The 14450-nt window shown below is 66.1% G+C and carries 12 protein-coding genes, 1 rRNA gene and 1 riboswitch; of the genes, 6 read left to right on the top strand and 7 right to left on the bottom strand.

Going from position 1 to position 14450, the window contains the following annotated elements; translation table 11 throughout:
• The first annotated feature begins 9 nt into the window (after positions 1–9).
• Positions 10–122: ribosomal RNA gene (rrf, locus tag QZM72_RS26765) — 5S ribosomal RNA — on the top strand.
• A 547-nt stretch (positions 123–669) separates the two neighbouring features.
• Positions 670–2094, top strand: coding sequence for an MFS transporter (locus QZM72_RS26760; protein ID WP_301739642.1), 1425 nt, complete (start codon positions 670–672; stop codon positions 2092–2094).
• Positions 2095–2362: 268 nt separating this feature from the next.
• On the opposite strand, the gene QZM72_RS26755 is transcribed toward QZM72_RS26760, so the two are convergent.
• The 3 genes from QZM72_RS26755 to QZM72_RS26745 all read right to left on the bottom strand — a co-directional run bounded on the left by QZM72_RS26755 (position 2363) and on the right by QZM72_RS26745 (position 5743).
• On the bottom strand, positions 2363–3106 hold the full coding sequence (locus tag QZM72_RS26755) for a 2OG-Fe(II) oxygenase (RefSeq protein WP_179233538.1): 744 nt from the start codon (positions 3104–3106) through the stop codon (positions 2363–2365).
• A gap of 287 nt (positions 3107–3393) precedes the next feature.
• Positions 3394–4986 (bottom strand): inorganic phosphate transporter, encoded by a 1593-nt coding sequence (locus tag QZM72_RS26750; protein ID WP_089470540.1) that lies wholly within the window; start codon positions 4984–4986, stop codon positions 3394–3396.
• A gap of 166 nt (positions 4987–5152) precedes the next feature.
• On the bottom strand, positions 5153–5743 hold the full coding sequence (locus QZM72_RS26745) for a histidine phosphatase family protein (protein ID WP_089470539.1): 591 nt from the start codon (positions 5741–5743) through the stop codon (positions 5153–5155).
• Positions 5744–5788: 45 nt separating this feature from the next.
• Positions 5789–5932, top strand: a riboswitch (cobalamin riboswitch).
• A 32-nt stretch (positions 5933–5964) separates the two neighbouring features.
• On the opposite strand from QZM72_RS26745, the gene QZM72_RS26740 reads away from it, so the two are divergent.
• Together QZM72_RS26740 and QZM72_RS26735 are read left to right on the top strand one after the other, a co-directional pair.
• Positions 5965–6174 carry a CbtB-domain containing protein gene (locus tag QZM72_RS26740; RefSeq protein ID WP_034175140.1) on the top strand — a complete coding sequence of 70 codons (210 nt, stop codon included), beginning with the start codon at positions 5965–5967 and terminating at the stop codon, positions 6172–6174.
• A 13-nt stretch (positions 6175–6187) separates the two neighbouring features.
• Positions 6188–6910, top strand: coding sequence for a CbtA family protein (locus QZM72_RS26735; protein ID WP_089470538.1), 723 nt, complete (start codon positions 6188–6190; stop codon positions 6908–6910).
• A gap of 22 nt (positions 6911–6932) precedes the next feature.
• Here QZM72_RS26735 and QZM72_RS26730 read toward each other — a convergent pair whose 3' ends face one another.
• On the bottom strand, positions 6933–7841 hold the full coding sequence (locus QZM72_RS26730; protein ID WP_089470537.1) for a LysR family transcriptional regulator: 909 nt from the start codon (positions 7839–7841) through the stop codon (positions 6933–6935).
• Positions 7842–7967: 126 nt separating this feature from the next.
• Between QZM72_RS26730 and metE the strand changes: the two genes are divergently transcribed.
• On the top strand, positions 7968–10262 hold the full coding sequence (metE, locus tag QZM72_RS26725; protein ID WP_089470536.1) for a 5-methyltetrahydropteroyltriglutamate--homocysteine S-methyltransferase: 2295 nt from the start codon (positions 7968–7970) through the stop codon (positions 10260–10262).
• Positions 10263–10439: 177 nt separating this feature from the next.
• Here metE and QZM72_RS26720 read toward each other — a convergent pair whose 3' ends face one another.
• On the bottom strand, positions 10440–11765 hold the full coding sequence (locus QZM72_RS26720; protein ID WP_301739641.1) for an MFS transporter: 1326 nt from the start codon (positions 11763–11765) through the stop codon (positions 10440–10442).
• A gap of 54 nt (positions 11766–11819) precedes the next feature.
• Positions 11820–12776 carry an agmatinase gene (speB, locus tag QZM72_RS26715; protein ID WP_089470534.1) on the bottom strand — a complete coding sequence of 319 codons (957 nt, stop codon included), beginning with the start codon at positions 12774–12776 and terminating at the stop codon, positions 11820–11822.
• Between the two features lie 134 nt (positions 12777–12910).
• Between speB and QZM72_RS26710 the strand changes: the two genes are divergently transcribed.
• On the top strand, positions 12911–13828 hold the full coding sequence (locus QZM72_RS26710) for a LysR family transcriptional regulator (protein WP_301739640.1): 918 nt from the start codon (positions 12911–12913) through the stop codon (positions 13826–13828).
• A gap of 63 nt (positions 13829–13891) precedes the next feature.
• Here the strand turns inward: QZM72_RS26710 and QZM72_RS26705 are convergent, their stop codons facing one another.
• Positions 13892–14356 (bottom strand): Lrp/AsnC family transcriptional regulator, encoded by a 465-nt coding sequence (locus QZM72_RS26705; RefSeq protein ID WP_301739639.1) that lies wholly within the window; start codon positions 14354–14356, stop codon positions 13892–13894.
• Between the last annotated feature and the right edge of the window lie 94 nt (positions 14357–14450).

Genomic DNA, 14450 nt, shown 5'->3' with positions numbered 1-14450 from the left:
CCCCCTTTGCCTGATGACCATAGCGAGTCGGTCCCACCCCTTCCCATCCCGAACAGGACCGTGAAACGACTCTACGCCGATGATAGTGCGGATTCCCGTGTGAAAGTAGGTAATCGTCAGGCTCCCTCAAGTCAGAAACCCCCGCCCGACCAGGCGGGGGTTTTTGCATTTCAGCGTCCTAAAAAGCGCGCAGCGAAGCGTTACCGAGGCTACGTCCGTCGGCTTGCCCTGACGCAAATCATCGCAGCATCGAGCCCCTCCTTTAGTGCTCTGCCGTGCTCGAATACTCTGCTGTTGTACCGTCCGGAATCTCCCGGCTCCTCCTTCCACTGACCGTACCATCCGTTCAGCCAACGCCACGCATCCAATGATGATGTTGTGATGGCCGTAATGAGCGATGTTGGTCGACAATGATCGATAAATACGGCTTTCTGGCGAAAAATCCGCGCCTCTACCCGTTCTTCTAGGCGCCGTGTCATCCGCGTCACTCCGCTCACGCCGCGCGAAATCATCATAAAGATCTATGCGCATAAAGTTCATTCGCGCGACATGTTCGGCAGAGCGGGGAGCAAGCCCTTCGGGGTAATATCACCGTTCGTCCCGATTCCCGGTACTTGCCTGCATCCGCCGGCGATCGGCGCTTTTTGCATTCCGTCTCCCGCATCGTTCATGACTGACAGCCCCGCCCAAAGAGGTCGGACGACCGACTTCTTGCCGTATCTCGTCGCCGCGACGTTCTTCATGGAGTATCTCGACACCACCGTGATCGCGACCGCGCTGCCGCAAATGGCGCGCTCGTTCGGCGTCGGGCCGAATGCACTGAGTCTCGGGATGACGGCCTATATGCTGGCGCTGGCGGTGTTCATTCCGATCAGCGGCTGGATCGCGGATCGCTATGGTTCGCGCACCGTCTTCGCGAGCGCGATCATCGTCTTTACCGGCGCGTCGGTGCTATGCGGGCTGTCCGAAGGCGTGATGTCGTTCACGGCTGCCCGACTGCTGCAGGGTGTCGGCGGGGCGATGATGGTGCCGGTCGGGCGGATGATCGTCGTGCGCAGTACCGAGAAGGCGAAGCTGATGCGTGCGATCGCGACGATCACGTGGCCGGGCATCGTCGCGCCCGTCGTCGGGCCGCCGATCGGCGGCTTCATCACCACCTACGCGTCGTGGCGATGGATCTTCCTGTTGAACGTCCCGTTCGGCCTGGCCGCGCTCGTTTGTACCTGGCTGATCGTCCGGAATACGCGGGCCGACGAGCAACGGCCGCTCGACTGGGGAGGCTTCGTGCTGGCTGGCGGCGCATTGACCTGCCTGCTGATCGGCACCGAAGCGGCCGGACAGCAGGATGTCGACTTCACGCGCGCGGGTGCCCTGGTGGGCACAAGCGTGCTGTTCGGCATCGCCGCATGGTTGCATGCGCGACGCTGCGCGCCTCCGCTGCTCGATTTCACGACGCTGAAGGTGCCGACATTCTCGGTGACGGTCATCACCGGCTCGATCACGCGGATGGCGATCAACGCCGTCCCGTATCTGCTGCCGCTGCTGTTCCAGATCGGTTTCGGACTGTCGCCGTTCCAGTCAGGGCTGCTGCTGCTCGCGAGCGCGCTCGGCAATCTCGGGATGAAGGCGGGCACGTCGTGGATCCTCGACCGTTACGGCTTTCGGCGCGTTGCGCTCATCGACGTAACGATCGTCGGCATTTTCACGATCGCATGCGGCTGGCTGACCGCATCGACGCCGCTGGCGATCACGCTGCTCGTCGTATTCGTTTACGGGCTCACGCGGTCGATGCAGTTCACGACGCTCGCGACACTGGCGTATGCAGACATCCCGGCTCAGCAGACGAGCGCGGCCAGCACGCTGTGGAGCGCCGCGCAGCAGATGACGATCGGAATGGGGATCGCGTTCGGTGCATTGTCGTTGCGGCTCGCCGCTTTGGTGCGCGGCGATGCTGCCGGCATGCACTACGTGCTCGACGATTTCCGTTGGGCCTTCGTCGCGGCGGGCGTGCTCGCGCTACTGACGTTGCCGGGCTACGCCCGGCTGGCTTCCGATGCCGGCGACCGGCTGCGGGCCAGCGTCGCACGAGGATAGGCTGGACTGCCAATCGAATCGGCGGGCGACAGGTGAGTGTGCATGTTTTGCGGCGCTTACCGGGAGCGCTGATTCGTTGCGGCCGCGTTCGCTTGATGGTCAGCGCAGTCGGTCTTGGGTCGCCGCGGGCGAGCGGCGTTCCGGCCGGTCATGCCCGGTTGGAGCGCTTTCCTGGCGACGGCATGCGGTGCCGAGACGAGCATGAATGCGATACGCGGCGCGGCAGCAGCGCCTGATTGCGCTGACCGTCAAGCAATCCCGGCTCCCGCTACTGCGCGTCATGGAAGATGATGCCGACCGTATGGCGGTGGCCGCTTCGGATCCGGCTCACACCGTGCCGCAGGTTGACGCGATAGACGCCGCGGGTTCCCTGCACGGGCCGGCCGTGTACCGCGAAGATCACTGCGTCGCCTTGCGTGAGCGGCACCACGTCCGCACGCGACTGCATGCGGGGTCGCTGTTCCGTCAACACGAATTCCCCACCACTGAAATCGCGGCCCGGCGCCGACAGCAGAATCGCGACCTGCAGCGGAAACACGTGCTCGCCATACAGGTCCTGGTGGAGGCAGTTGTAGTCGTCGGCGCCGTATTGCAGGATCAGCGGCGTCGGTCGCGTCTGTCCCGCCGCGTGACAACGATCGAGGAACGCCACATGGTCTTTTGGATAACGGACGTCGATCCCCAGCGCCTGGTTCCAGCGATTCGCGATCGGCGCGAGATGCGGGTAGATCGTCGTACGCAGCTCGGCGATGACCGCTGGCAGCGGATACGCGAAATACTTGTACTCGCCGCGGCCAAAGCCGTGCCGAGCCATCACGACGCGTGAACGATAGAGCGCATCGTGCGGATAGAGCGACGCGAGCGCGTCGCACTCGCTTGCCGACATCAGGCCCGGCACGTGGGCGCATCCGTAGCGATCGAGGTCGGCGCCGACGCTCGGCCAGTCGAGGGAGTCGACGCGTTGCGCGATGTCCAGCGGTTCGACGGCAGGGTGCAGATCGGCAATGTTCACGGGCGTACCTCGGGGCATCGGCGGTGTGGCGCCGTGCGGTCGCGCACGGTCGAATCCACGATGAAAGTTGATGAACCCAGTCTAGCGGCGTCCGGGCGCCGGCACGCTCCAGATCTTGCGCTTTAATTCCGGCCAGGAAACGGGGGAACGTTGAAGCGCGGCATCGACACACTGAATGTGCCGACGGGCCGGAGCGGAGAGGGAAGCGGAGAAGCCGAGAAGCGCCAAGCCCAACCTACCGCGGCGGCGGGTAGCCGGCTATCGCCTGCCACCCGCCGCGTCCATGATCAGGCCAGCGACCGGAACAGCCAGTAAAGCCCTCCCGCGAGCGCGATCGACGCCGGCAGCGTCAGCACCCATGCGAGAACGAGGCTGCGCACCGTGCTCCATTGCAGCCCGGAGCCGTTCGCCGCCATCGTGCCCGCGACACCCGACGACAGCACGTGAGTCGTCGACACGGGCAGCCCGTACATGTCGGCGGCGCCGATCGTCAGCATCGCGACCAGTTCGGCCGATGCGCCCTGTCCGTACGTCAGATGCTGCTTGCCGATTTTTTCGCCCACGGTCACGACGATCCGCTTCCAGCCGACCATCGTGCCGAGACCCAGCGCGATCGCGACGGCGACCTTCACCCACGTCGGAATGAACTTCGTCGCGTGGTCGAGCTGTTTGCGATAGTTGTCGATCGCGAGCTTGTCGTCGGCGGCGAACGCGGGCTGGCCCGACTTCTCCATCAGACGAATGGCCTCGGACACCAGATACATCGTGTTGCGCACGTTGTCGACGTCGCGCTGCGGCACGGCCGCCATCGAGCCCGATGCGCCGACGGCGGTCGCGAGCGACGTGGACAACTGCGCGACGGCCGGCAGCACGGCGGGCGTCAGTTCACGGTGCTGCACGTAGTGTTCGACATCGGCGCGCGGGTTCGCGGACGGCGCGACGCCGTTTGTGTACTTGCCGAACGTCGCGGCCGCCTGGCTCGCGACCGCGACGAAGGTCTGCGATTCGGCCGGCGTGACGGCCTTGTTCAGCGCATACGCGGTGGGCACCGTGCCGATCAGGATCAACATGATGAGGCCCATCCCTTTCTGCCCGTCGTTCGACCCGTGTGCGAACGACACGCCGGTGCAAGTCAGGATCAGCAGGCAGCGAATCCAGAACGGCGGCGGCTGGTCCTTCGGCGGTTCCTTGTACAGCTCGGGAATTCGCACGACGGCCTTCAGCACGAGCAGCAGCAGCGACGCACACAGGAAGCCGACGATCGGCGAGAACAGCAGCGACTTGCCGACGCCGAGCGCCTGACCCCAGTCGACGCCGCTCGTGCCGGATGGCCCGTGCATCAGCTGGTTCATCAGCCCGACGCCGATGATCGACCCGATCAGCGTATGCGAGCTCGACGACGGCAACCCGAAATACCAGGTCGCGAGGTTCCAGACGATCGCGGCGATCAGCAGCGCGAACACCATCGCGAAGCCCGAGCCGCTGCCGACCTGCAGGATCAGCTCGACCGGCAGCAACTGCAGGATGCCGAACGCGACGGCACCGCTCGAGACCATCACGCCGAGGAAGTTCCACATGCCCGACCAGATCACCGCGACGTTCGGCGTCAGCGAGTGCGTATAGATCACGGTCGCGACCGCATTCGCGGTGTCGTGGAAGCCGTTGACGAATTCGAAGCCGAGCGCGATCAGCAGCGCGGCGCCGAGCAGCAGGTACGGGAACAGCGTCCCTTCGCGGACCGGTGCCAGATCGTCGACCAGGTGCGTGGCGATATAGACGGCGCCGAGCACGAGCACCAGCACGAACGCGGCATAGCCGATCTGCCGGGTGCGTGCGACGGAGCCCGGATTGTTCGGGGCGGATGAAGCAGGTTGATTCATGACGGCATCTCGTGAGGGAACCGCGTCCGATCCTAGCCGCGGCTAGCAGTCAGTTTGATGACAGTCGGGATGACGAACGGCGTGTCTTACAGAGATGTAAGGCGAGCGGCTGCCTGCGAAGCGCGGGGCTCGCATCGTCGGCTCACATAGTGAACACGACAGCGGTTTACGCGCGGGTGTCGCGCACGTCGTCGGCCGTCGCGGCCAACGTCCAGCCGCCCGGCGACGCGACGAACGTCGTGCGCGACAGCGGCGCGACGTCGAGACGCGCGGCCGCTTCGAGGCTCATCCGCCGCACGTGCGCGATGGCCGCGCGGACGATCGGCGCATGCGTGATCGCGACGACGTCGCGATCACGCGGCAATCCGTCCAACCATGTGCCGACCCGATGCGCGGCGGCGTCGAACGATTCGCCGCGATGCGGCGACGCGGACGGCGTGCCGATCCACACGGCCAGTTCGTCGGGCACGTCGCGCGCGAGATCGTGCAGCCGTTTGCCGCGCCAGTTGCCGTAGTCGATGTCGCGCAGCGCGGCGTCGATGTCGGCGTGCAGCCCGAGCGCCTCGGCGGTCTGCGTTGCGCAGCGTGCCGGGCTGCACAGCACGCGCGAGCCGGCAACGCCCGTCCACCGGCCGCGCAGCGCGGCGGCTTCGGCGAGGCCGTGCGCGTCGAGCGGGTCATCGTCGGGAAACGTGCCGGTGCGCATCGCGCGGGTCGATGCGTGTGCGATCAGGCAGAGCGAGGCAGGCATGGTCATGTCGGTGTCGGATGATCCGGAGCGGGGCGCGCCGACCCGTGTGTCATCGCTTCAATACGCGAACGTTCGCGCGTACAATTCGCCCGATACGAAGCGTGGAAGCCGGTGCAATTCCGGCGCGGTCGCGCCACTGTAACCGGGGAATCGACGATCCCGGAAGCCAGACCTGCCTTCGTACCCATCCATCATTTGTCGGGGCGCGATTCCCCTGAGGTGCATCCATGAGCGAAGCAGTGCTGAAGCCGGCGGTCGTGCCGGCACCCATCCCCGTCCGCGAGCTGTTGCCCTGGGCCGTGTTCGTCGGCCTGATCCTGCTGCTCGCCCTGTATTTCGTCGGGGCGGAACAGGGCGCGACGTCGCTCGTGCCGGGCATGGTCGTACACGAATTCGTCCACGACGGCCGCCATCTGCTCGGCTTTCCCTGCCACTGACGCGGAGCCTACGATGGTCGGAAAGCTGCTCATGCGCGGGATGCTCGCAGGCATCGCCGCGGGCCTCCTCACGTTCGGTTTCGCCAGGATCGTCGGCGAACCGCAAGTCGATCAGGCGATCTCCCTCGAAGAAAAAAACGCCGCCGCGCAAGGCGAGGCGCCGGAACCCGAGCTGGTCAGCCGCCACACGCAGGCCGGCATCGGGCTGCTGACGGGCGTCGTGACCTACGGCGCGGCATTCGGCGGGCTGTTCTCGCTGGTCTTCGCGTATGCGTACGGGCGCGGCAGCCGCCTGCCGGCACGGCCGCTGGCCGCGTGGCTCGCGCTGGCGGCGTTCGTCGCGCTCGTGATCGTGCCGAACCTCAAGTATCCGGCCAATCCGCCGTCGGTCGGCGACCCCGACACGATCGGCTATCGCACGGGTCTGTTCTTCCTGATGATCGCGATTTCGGTTGCGACGATGGTGTTCTCGGTCGGTGTGCGCCGCCATCTGCTGGCGAAGCTCGGCCAGTGGAACGCGTCGATCGTCGCCGGGCTCGTGTTCGTCGCGATCATCGCGGCCGTGCAGATCGGGCTGCCGTCGGTCAGCGAGCTGCCGGCCGATTTCCCGGCGGCCTTGCTGTGGAAGTTTCGCGTCGCGGCCATCGGCATGCAGGTGATCATGTGGACGACGATCGGCCTGCTGTTCGGCGCATGGGTCGAGCGCGGCGAACGCGCCGGCATGCGCGCCGCCTGACGCGCGGGGCAACCGGGCCCGCCTAGCGCAGCATGCGCGGCGCGCTCCACGTCGATTCGCGCGCCAGCGCGACGAACGCGGCCAGATAGTCGATCGCTGCGTCCGCTTCGCGGATGCCGAGGAAGATCTGCTTCGCGATGCCCTGCTTGCCGAGCTTGACCGGCACGACGGGCATCCGGTCCGCGTACTCGTCGGCCAGCCATCGCGGCAGCGCGGCCACCCCGCGCCCGCTCGCCACCATCTGCAGCATGATGTCGGTCGTCTCGATCGACTTGTGCCGCCTCGGCACGATGCCGGCTGGCGTCAGGAACTGGTTGTAGATGTCGAGCCGATCGGTTTCGACAGGGTACGTGATCAGGATCTCGTCGGTCAGTTGCTCGGGCGTCACGTAATCGGCATTCGCGAACCGGTGCGAATCCGCGACCACCAGCACCTGTTCGTAGTCGAACACGGGATCGAAGCGCAGCCCCGGCTTGTTCAGCGGATCGGGCGTGACGAGCACGTCGATGTCGTAACCGAACAGCGCGCCGATGCCGCCGAACTGGAAGCGCTGCTTCACGTCCACGTCGACGTCGGGCCAGCGCGACAGGTACGGCGACACGACCTTCAGCAGCCACTGGTAACACGGGTGGCACTCCATCCCGATGCGCAGCGTGCCGCGCTCGCCCTTCGCGTACTGCTTCATCCGCTCCTCGGCGAGCTCGAATTGCGGCAACAGCCGGTTCGCCAGCTTCAGCAGATACTGCCCGCCCTGCGTGAGCCGCAGGCCGCGGCCTTCGCGGTCCCAGATCGGCGTGCCGAGCTGCTGTTCGATTTTCCTGACGGTATGGCTGAGTGCCGATTGCGTGAGGTGCAGCGCATGGGCCGCCGCGGTCAGCGAGCCCTGGCGCTCGACTTCACGTATGACGACGAGGTGGAATCGTTCCAGCATGGATCGTGTGCATCCGAGGGCGCATGAAAAATGTTAATGGATGAATGAAATAATGCCATTTTATTTCATGGTTTGAAATCCCTATGATGGCTGCCGGATCGACACTTTCTTCTGGACGGCAGCTTCATGGTCACGACACACAATCTCGGTTTTCCGCGCATCGGCGCGAAGCGCGAACTCAAGTTCGGTCTCGAACGCTACTGGAAGGGCGAATCGTCGCGCGACGAACTGAAGGCGCTCGGCGCCGAACTGCGCCGGCGCCACTGGCACGAGCAGCGCGATCTCGATCTCGCGCCGATCGGCGACTTCGCGTTCTACGACCAGGTGCTCGACATGAGCTTCACGCTCGGCAACCTGCCGAAGCGCGTGCAGGACTTCCACGGCGATGCGCTCGACAACACTTTCCGCGTCGCACGCGGCCGTTCGGCGCAGTCGGCGGAGGAGCATGCGGCATGCTGCGGCGGGGTCGCCGCCGGTGAAATGACGAAGTGGTTCGACACGAATTACCACTACATCGTGCCGGAATTCCATGCGGACACGAATTTCTCGCTGGATCCGTCGCGTCTGCTCCAGCAACTCGCCGAAGCGAACGCGCAGGGCGTGCATGCGAAACCGGTGATTCTCGGCCCCGTCACGTACCTGTGGCTCGGCAAGGCGAAGGACGCTTCCGATCGCCTCGCGCTGCTGCCGAAGCTGCTGCCGGTGTACGGCGCGCTGCTCGACACGCTGACCGCGCAGGGCGTCGAATGGGTACAGATCGACGAGCCGATCCTCGTGACCGAACTCGACGCCGAATGGCGCGACGCATTTCGCACCGCGTATGCGGCACTGGAAACGCGCCGCATCAAGCTGTTGCTCGCCACGTACTTCGGCCAGCTTCAGGACAACCTGACGCTCGCGGCGTCGCTGCCGGTCGACGGCCTGCATGTCGACGCGATCAACGCACGCGACGAAGTCGACGCGCTGGTGCGCGAACTGCCGCCGGAGCGCGTGCTGTCGGTGGGCGCGATCAACGGCCGCAACATCTGGAAGACCGACCTGACCGCCGCGCTCGACTGGCTCGAGCCGCTCGCGAAGCAGCTGGGCGACCGCCTGTGGCTTGCGCCGTCGTGCTCGCTGCTGCACGTGCCGGTCGATCTCGCGAGCGAGGAGACGCTCGATGCGGAAATCCGCTCGTGGCTCGCGTTCGCGCTGCAGAAGCTCGACGAGTTGAAGGTGCTTGCGACCGCATTGAACGAAGGCCGCGACAAGGTGGCCGATGCGCTCGCCGCGAATACCGCCGCGATCGAGTCGCGCCGCCGCTCGCCGCGCGTGAACAACCCGGCGGTGAAGGCCGCGGTCGCGCGCATCGACGCGCCGCTCGGCAACCGCGCGAGCCCCTATGCGCAGCGTGCGTCGAAGCAGTCGACGCGCCTGAACCTGCCGGCGTTCCCGACGACGACGATCGGCTCGTTCCCGCAGACCGCCGAAATCCGCCAGGCGCGCAGCCGGTTCAAGGCCGGCGCGCTGGATGAAGCCGGCTATCGCGCGGCGATGCGGGCCGAGATCGAACGCAGCGTGCGCGAACAGGAATCGCTCGAACTCGACGTGCTCGTGCATGGCGAAGCCGAGCGCAACGACATGGTCGAATACTTCGGCGAACAGCTCGACGGCTATGCGTTCAGCCAGTTCGGCTGGGTGCAGTCGTACGGTTCGCGCTGCGTGAAGCCGCCGATCCTGTTCGGCGACATCAGCCGTCCGAAGGCGATGACGGTCGAATGGATCGCTTATGCGCAGTCGCTGACGGACAAGCCGATGAAGGGCATGCTGACCGGCCCCGTGACGATCCTGAACTGGTCGTTCGTGCGCGACGACCAGCCGCGCTCGGTATCGTGCTACCAGTTGGCGCTCGCGATCCGCGACGAAGTGCTCGATCTCGAGAAGGCCGGCGTGCGCGTGATCCAGATCGACGAAGCGGCGCTGCGCGAAGGGCTGCCGCTGCGCCGCGCGCAATGGAGCGACTATCTGACGTGGGCGGTCGAGTCGTTCCGCATCGCCGCGAACGGCGTGCAGGACGATACGCAGATCCACACGCACATGTGCTATTCGGAGTTCAACGACATCCTCGCGTCGATCGCCGACATGGACGCGGACGTGATCACGATCGAGACGTCGCGCTCGGACATGGAGTTGCTCGATGCGTTCGACACCTTCAAGTATCCGAACGAAATCGGGCCGGGCGTGTACGACATCCATTCGCCGAACATCCCGACGCAGGATCACATCGTCGGGCTGATGAAGAAGGCGGCCGAGCGGATTCCGGCGGAACGTCTGTGGGTGAACCCGGACTGCGGGCTGAAGACGCGCCAGTGGGCGGAAGTGATTCCGGCGCTGACGAACATGGTGGCCGCCGCGAAGACGCTGCGTAGCCAGGTGCGGTAGCGCGAACGCTGCGCGCGGGCCGTCGCGGTCGATGATCGGGCGGCATACTTGCGGCCCGCATGTGCGGGCCGCTTGTCGTCATGAATGTTCGGGAAGAGGCGAGGGCGTTGCGGCGTGCAGCCGGATGTCCCATGCAGACGGGCAGGCGATGTCGCTTGCCCGTTGCGTGAGGTCAAGTTACGCGGCGCGCGTGCCGCGCGGCAGCGCCTCGTCCGTCTTGCCGGGCGCGCCCGTGTCGTCGATGCTGACACGGCGCGAGATCAGCCACACGCACAGCGACGACAGCACGGCGGCGCTCGTGTACTGGAGCGCGAGCGGCCACCATTGCGGCGCGGTGTTCTGCGCGATGATGGTCGCAACCAGCGGCGTGAGGCCGCCGGCGAGCGCGCCGCATACCTGATACGCGATCGAGATCGCCGTATAGCGGATCCGCGCGACGAAGATGCCGCTGACGAAGCCCGCGACGACCGAGTAGTAGCCGGATTCCGCGAGCGTCGCGAGGCCGACGCCGACCGTGATCGACACCGGCGTGCCCAGGTGCACGAGCGGCAGCATCACGAACGGGACGATCATCGCCCAGGCGCCGGTGATCAGCAGCACGCGCGTGGTGCCGAAGCGCTGCGCGAGGAACGCGGCCGCGAGCTGCACGACGAACTGCAGCACCGCGACGATCGTCATGCAATGCAGCACCATCGACCGGTCGAGCGACAGGAATTGCGTCGCGTAGCTGATCATGAAGATGTTGCTGAAATACACGCCGGCGATCCCGTACACGTTCGCGCCGATCGCGAGCAGCAGCAGCGGCCAGACCTTGAGCGCTTCGCGTAGCGGTTTTTGCGCGATGTCGCCGTTCCTCTTGACTTCCTCGAACTCGGGGGATTCCGACACGCTCGCGCGGATCACGAAGCCGACGATCAGCAGCACGGAACTCGCGAGGAACGGCACGCGCCAGCCCCAGCTCATCATGTCGTCCTTCGACAGCGTGCTGATCGCGCCGAACGCGAGCATCGACAGGATCAGGCCGCTCGCGCTGCCCAACTGCGCGAACGACGCGAAGAACGTGCGCTTGCCTTCGGGCGCATGCTCGCCGGCCAGCAGCACCGCGCCGCCCCATTCGCCGCCAACCGCGATGCCCTGCAGCACGCGCATCAGCACGAGCAGGATCGGTGCGATCACGCCGGCTTGCGCATGCGTGGGCAGCAGGCCGATCGCGACCGTCGACACGGCCATCAGCATCAGCGTCGCGAGCAGCGAGCGCTTGCGGCCGAAGCGGTCGCCGAGATAGCCGAACATCACGCCGCCGAGCGGCCGCGCGAAGAAGCCGACCGCGAACGAGCCGAACGACGCGAGCAGGCTGATGAAGCGGTTTTCGCCGGGAAAGAACAGCGGCCCGAACACGATGGCGGCGGCGGTCGCATAACTATAGAAGTCGTACCACTCGATCGTGGTGCCGACGAACGAAGCGAGCGCCGCCCGCTTCGGTTGCTTGACGGAAGTCCCCATCTTTATGTGTGCTCCTCTGGAATCCTCTGATTTGGAATAGTGGCGGCGCCGGGATCAGTCGCGATACGCGACGCCCGGCAGCACGCACAGCAGCTCGTACGCGAGGTTCGCGCCGAGCAGCGCCGTGGTGCCGAACGGGTCGTACGGCGGCGCGACTTCGACGAGATCGCAGCCGACGATGTTCAGCCCCTTCGCGCCGCGGATGATCTCGAGCGCCTGCGGCACCGTGAGGCCCGCGATTTCCGGCGTGCCGGTGCCCGGCGCGTAGGCCGGGTCGATGCCGTCGATGTCGAACGTGATGTAGACGGGCGTGTCGCCGATGCGCGCGCGCACTTCGTCCATCAGCGGCGCGAGCGACTTGTTCCAGCATGCCTCGGCCTGGACCACGCGGAAGCCCTGCTCGCGGCACCAGTCGAAATCCTCGGCCGCGTAGCCGGTGCCGCGCAGGCCGATCTGCGTGACCTTGTCGCCGTGCAGCAGCCCTTCCTCGACCGCGCGGCGGAACGGCGTGCCGTGCGCGATCTTTTCGCCCATCATCGTGTCGTTCACGTCGGCGTGTGCATCGACGTGGATCAATGCAACCTTGCCGTGCTTGCGGTGGATCGCGCGCAGGATCGGCAGCGCGATCGTGTGGTCGCCGCCGAGCGTGATCGGCTTGCAGTCGTGCTCGAGAATCGCGTCGTACGCGGCCTCGATGCGGGCGATCGAATCGTGCAGGTTGTACGGGTTGATTGCGACGTCGCCGATGTCGGCGATCTGCAGCGAATCGAAGGGGGCCGCGCGCGTGGCCATGTTGTACGGGCGCAGCAGCACGGATTCGGTGCGGATCTGGCGCGGGCCGAAGCGCGCGCCGGTGCGGTTGGACGTGCCGAGATCGAACGGCACGCCGACGAAACAGGCGTCGAGGCCTTCGGCGCTCGACACGTGCGGCAGGCGCATCATCGTCGCGATGCCGCCGCTGCGCGGCATTTCATTGCCGCCGAGCGGCTGGAAATGGATGGGTTCGTTCATGGGGTCGTCTCTTCCGGTGTGGGGGTGCCGTATCATGCGACGCGGCCTGGCGCACAGTTTTACGCGCTCCGCCGGGAAAGAAGAATGCGAAGATATCGACGTAAACATCGATCTTCATCGATGTATGGAAGGGGATGAACGTGCTGGGGAATCTGTCGACCCTCGATCTGCGGTTGATCCGCGTGTTTCTCGCGGTCACGGACGCGGGCGGCGTGTCGGCCGCGCAGACGGTGCTGAACGTCGGCCAGTCGACGATCAGCGCGCAGCTGTCGTCGCTCGAGACGCGGCTCGGCTACCGGCTCTGCGAGCGCGGCCGCAGCGGCTTCCGGCTCACGCCGAAGGGCGAGCGGTTCCATGCGATGAGCCGCAAGCTGCTCGCGGCGCTCGACGAATTCGGGATGGCCGCGCGGCACATGGATCGCCAACTGGTCGGCACGCTGAACATCGGCCTGATCGGCCATACGCCGGTCAGCCAGAACGCACGGATCGCCGAGGCGATCGCCGCGTTCCGCACCCGCGACGAGGCCGTGCGCTTCTCGATTTCGGTGCGCGCGCCCGGCGATCTCGAGGAAAAGCTGCTGAGCAACGAGATCCAGATCGCGGTCGGCTATTTCTGGCATCGCGTGCCGACGCTGCATTACACGCCGCTGTTCATCGAGCGGCAGATCGCGTACTGCGGCCGCGGCCATCCGCTGTTCGAACGCGCCGGCACGCTGACGCCGGCCGACGTCGCCGGCTTCGAGTGGGCGTGGCGCTCGTATCCGCTGCCGGAGGCGCAGATGTCGACGACGCCCGATCGCGTGACCGCGACCGCCGACAACATGGAGGCCGTCGCGCTGCTGATCCTGTCCGGTCATCACCTCGGCTACCTGCCGCAGCACTTCGCGGCGCCGTATGTCGCGCAAGGGCTGCTCGCGCCGCTCAATCCGGATCGACTGCACTACGAGGTCACGTTCCACATGGTCGTGGCGCGCGACGGGCGCGGCGATCCGGTCGTCGAAGCGTTTCTCGAGGATCTCGAGCGCGCGCATCAGTCGCCCGACGTGGTGTGACGCCGGCGTGGCCGACACCGTGAACAAGCGTTACGCGCGGCCGGCTTGCCGGCCCGGCGTGCATCACGGCACCGGCAACCCGGCGTCGTGCTTCACCTCGCGCAGCGACAGCGCCGATTCGATCGACGTCACGCCCGGCAGCATCCGCAGCGACTCCCGCAAGAACGTGCCGTAGTCGTCGAGATCGCGCGCAACCACCTGCAGCAGGTAGTCGGCCGTGCCCGCGACGTTGTGGCACGCGAGGATCCGCTCGATGCCGAGCACTTCCCGTTCGAACCGGTCGGCGACCTTGCGGTCGTGCGTCGCGAACCGCACGAGCACGAACGCGACCACGCCGAAGCCCAGCGCCTGGCGCGACAACTGCGCGCGATAGCGCTCGATGTAGCCGTCGTTTTCGAGACGTTTCAGGCGCCGTGCGCACGGCGTCTCGGACAGGCCGAGGGATTCGGCGAGCCGCGCGATCGGCAGGCGGCCGTCGCGTTGCACCGCGGCGAGGATCGCGCGGTCGGTTTTGTCGAGGTCGGTCATGTTGGCGGAATCCTTGTCGTGATTTCATTATTGTGGCGGATTCCCCTATGAATCGCCATTCTTGAGCCAAATATGGCCAATAATCCCTCCGCCT

The sequence above is a fragment of the Burkholderia sp. AU45388 genome, assembly GCF_030481585.1.
Taxonomy (GTDB): domain Bacteria; phylum Pseudomonadota; class Gammaproteobacteria; order Burkholderiales; family Burkholderiaceae; genus Burkholderia; species Burkholderia sola.
Note: the sequence above shows the minus strand (reverse complement) of the source record. Positions and strands in the feature narration are given on the sequence as shown.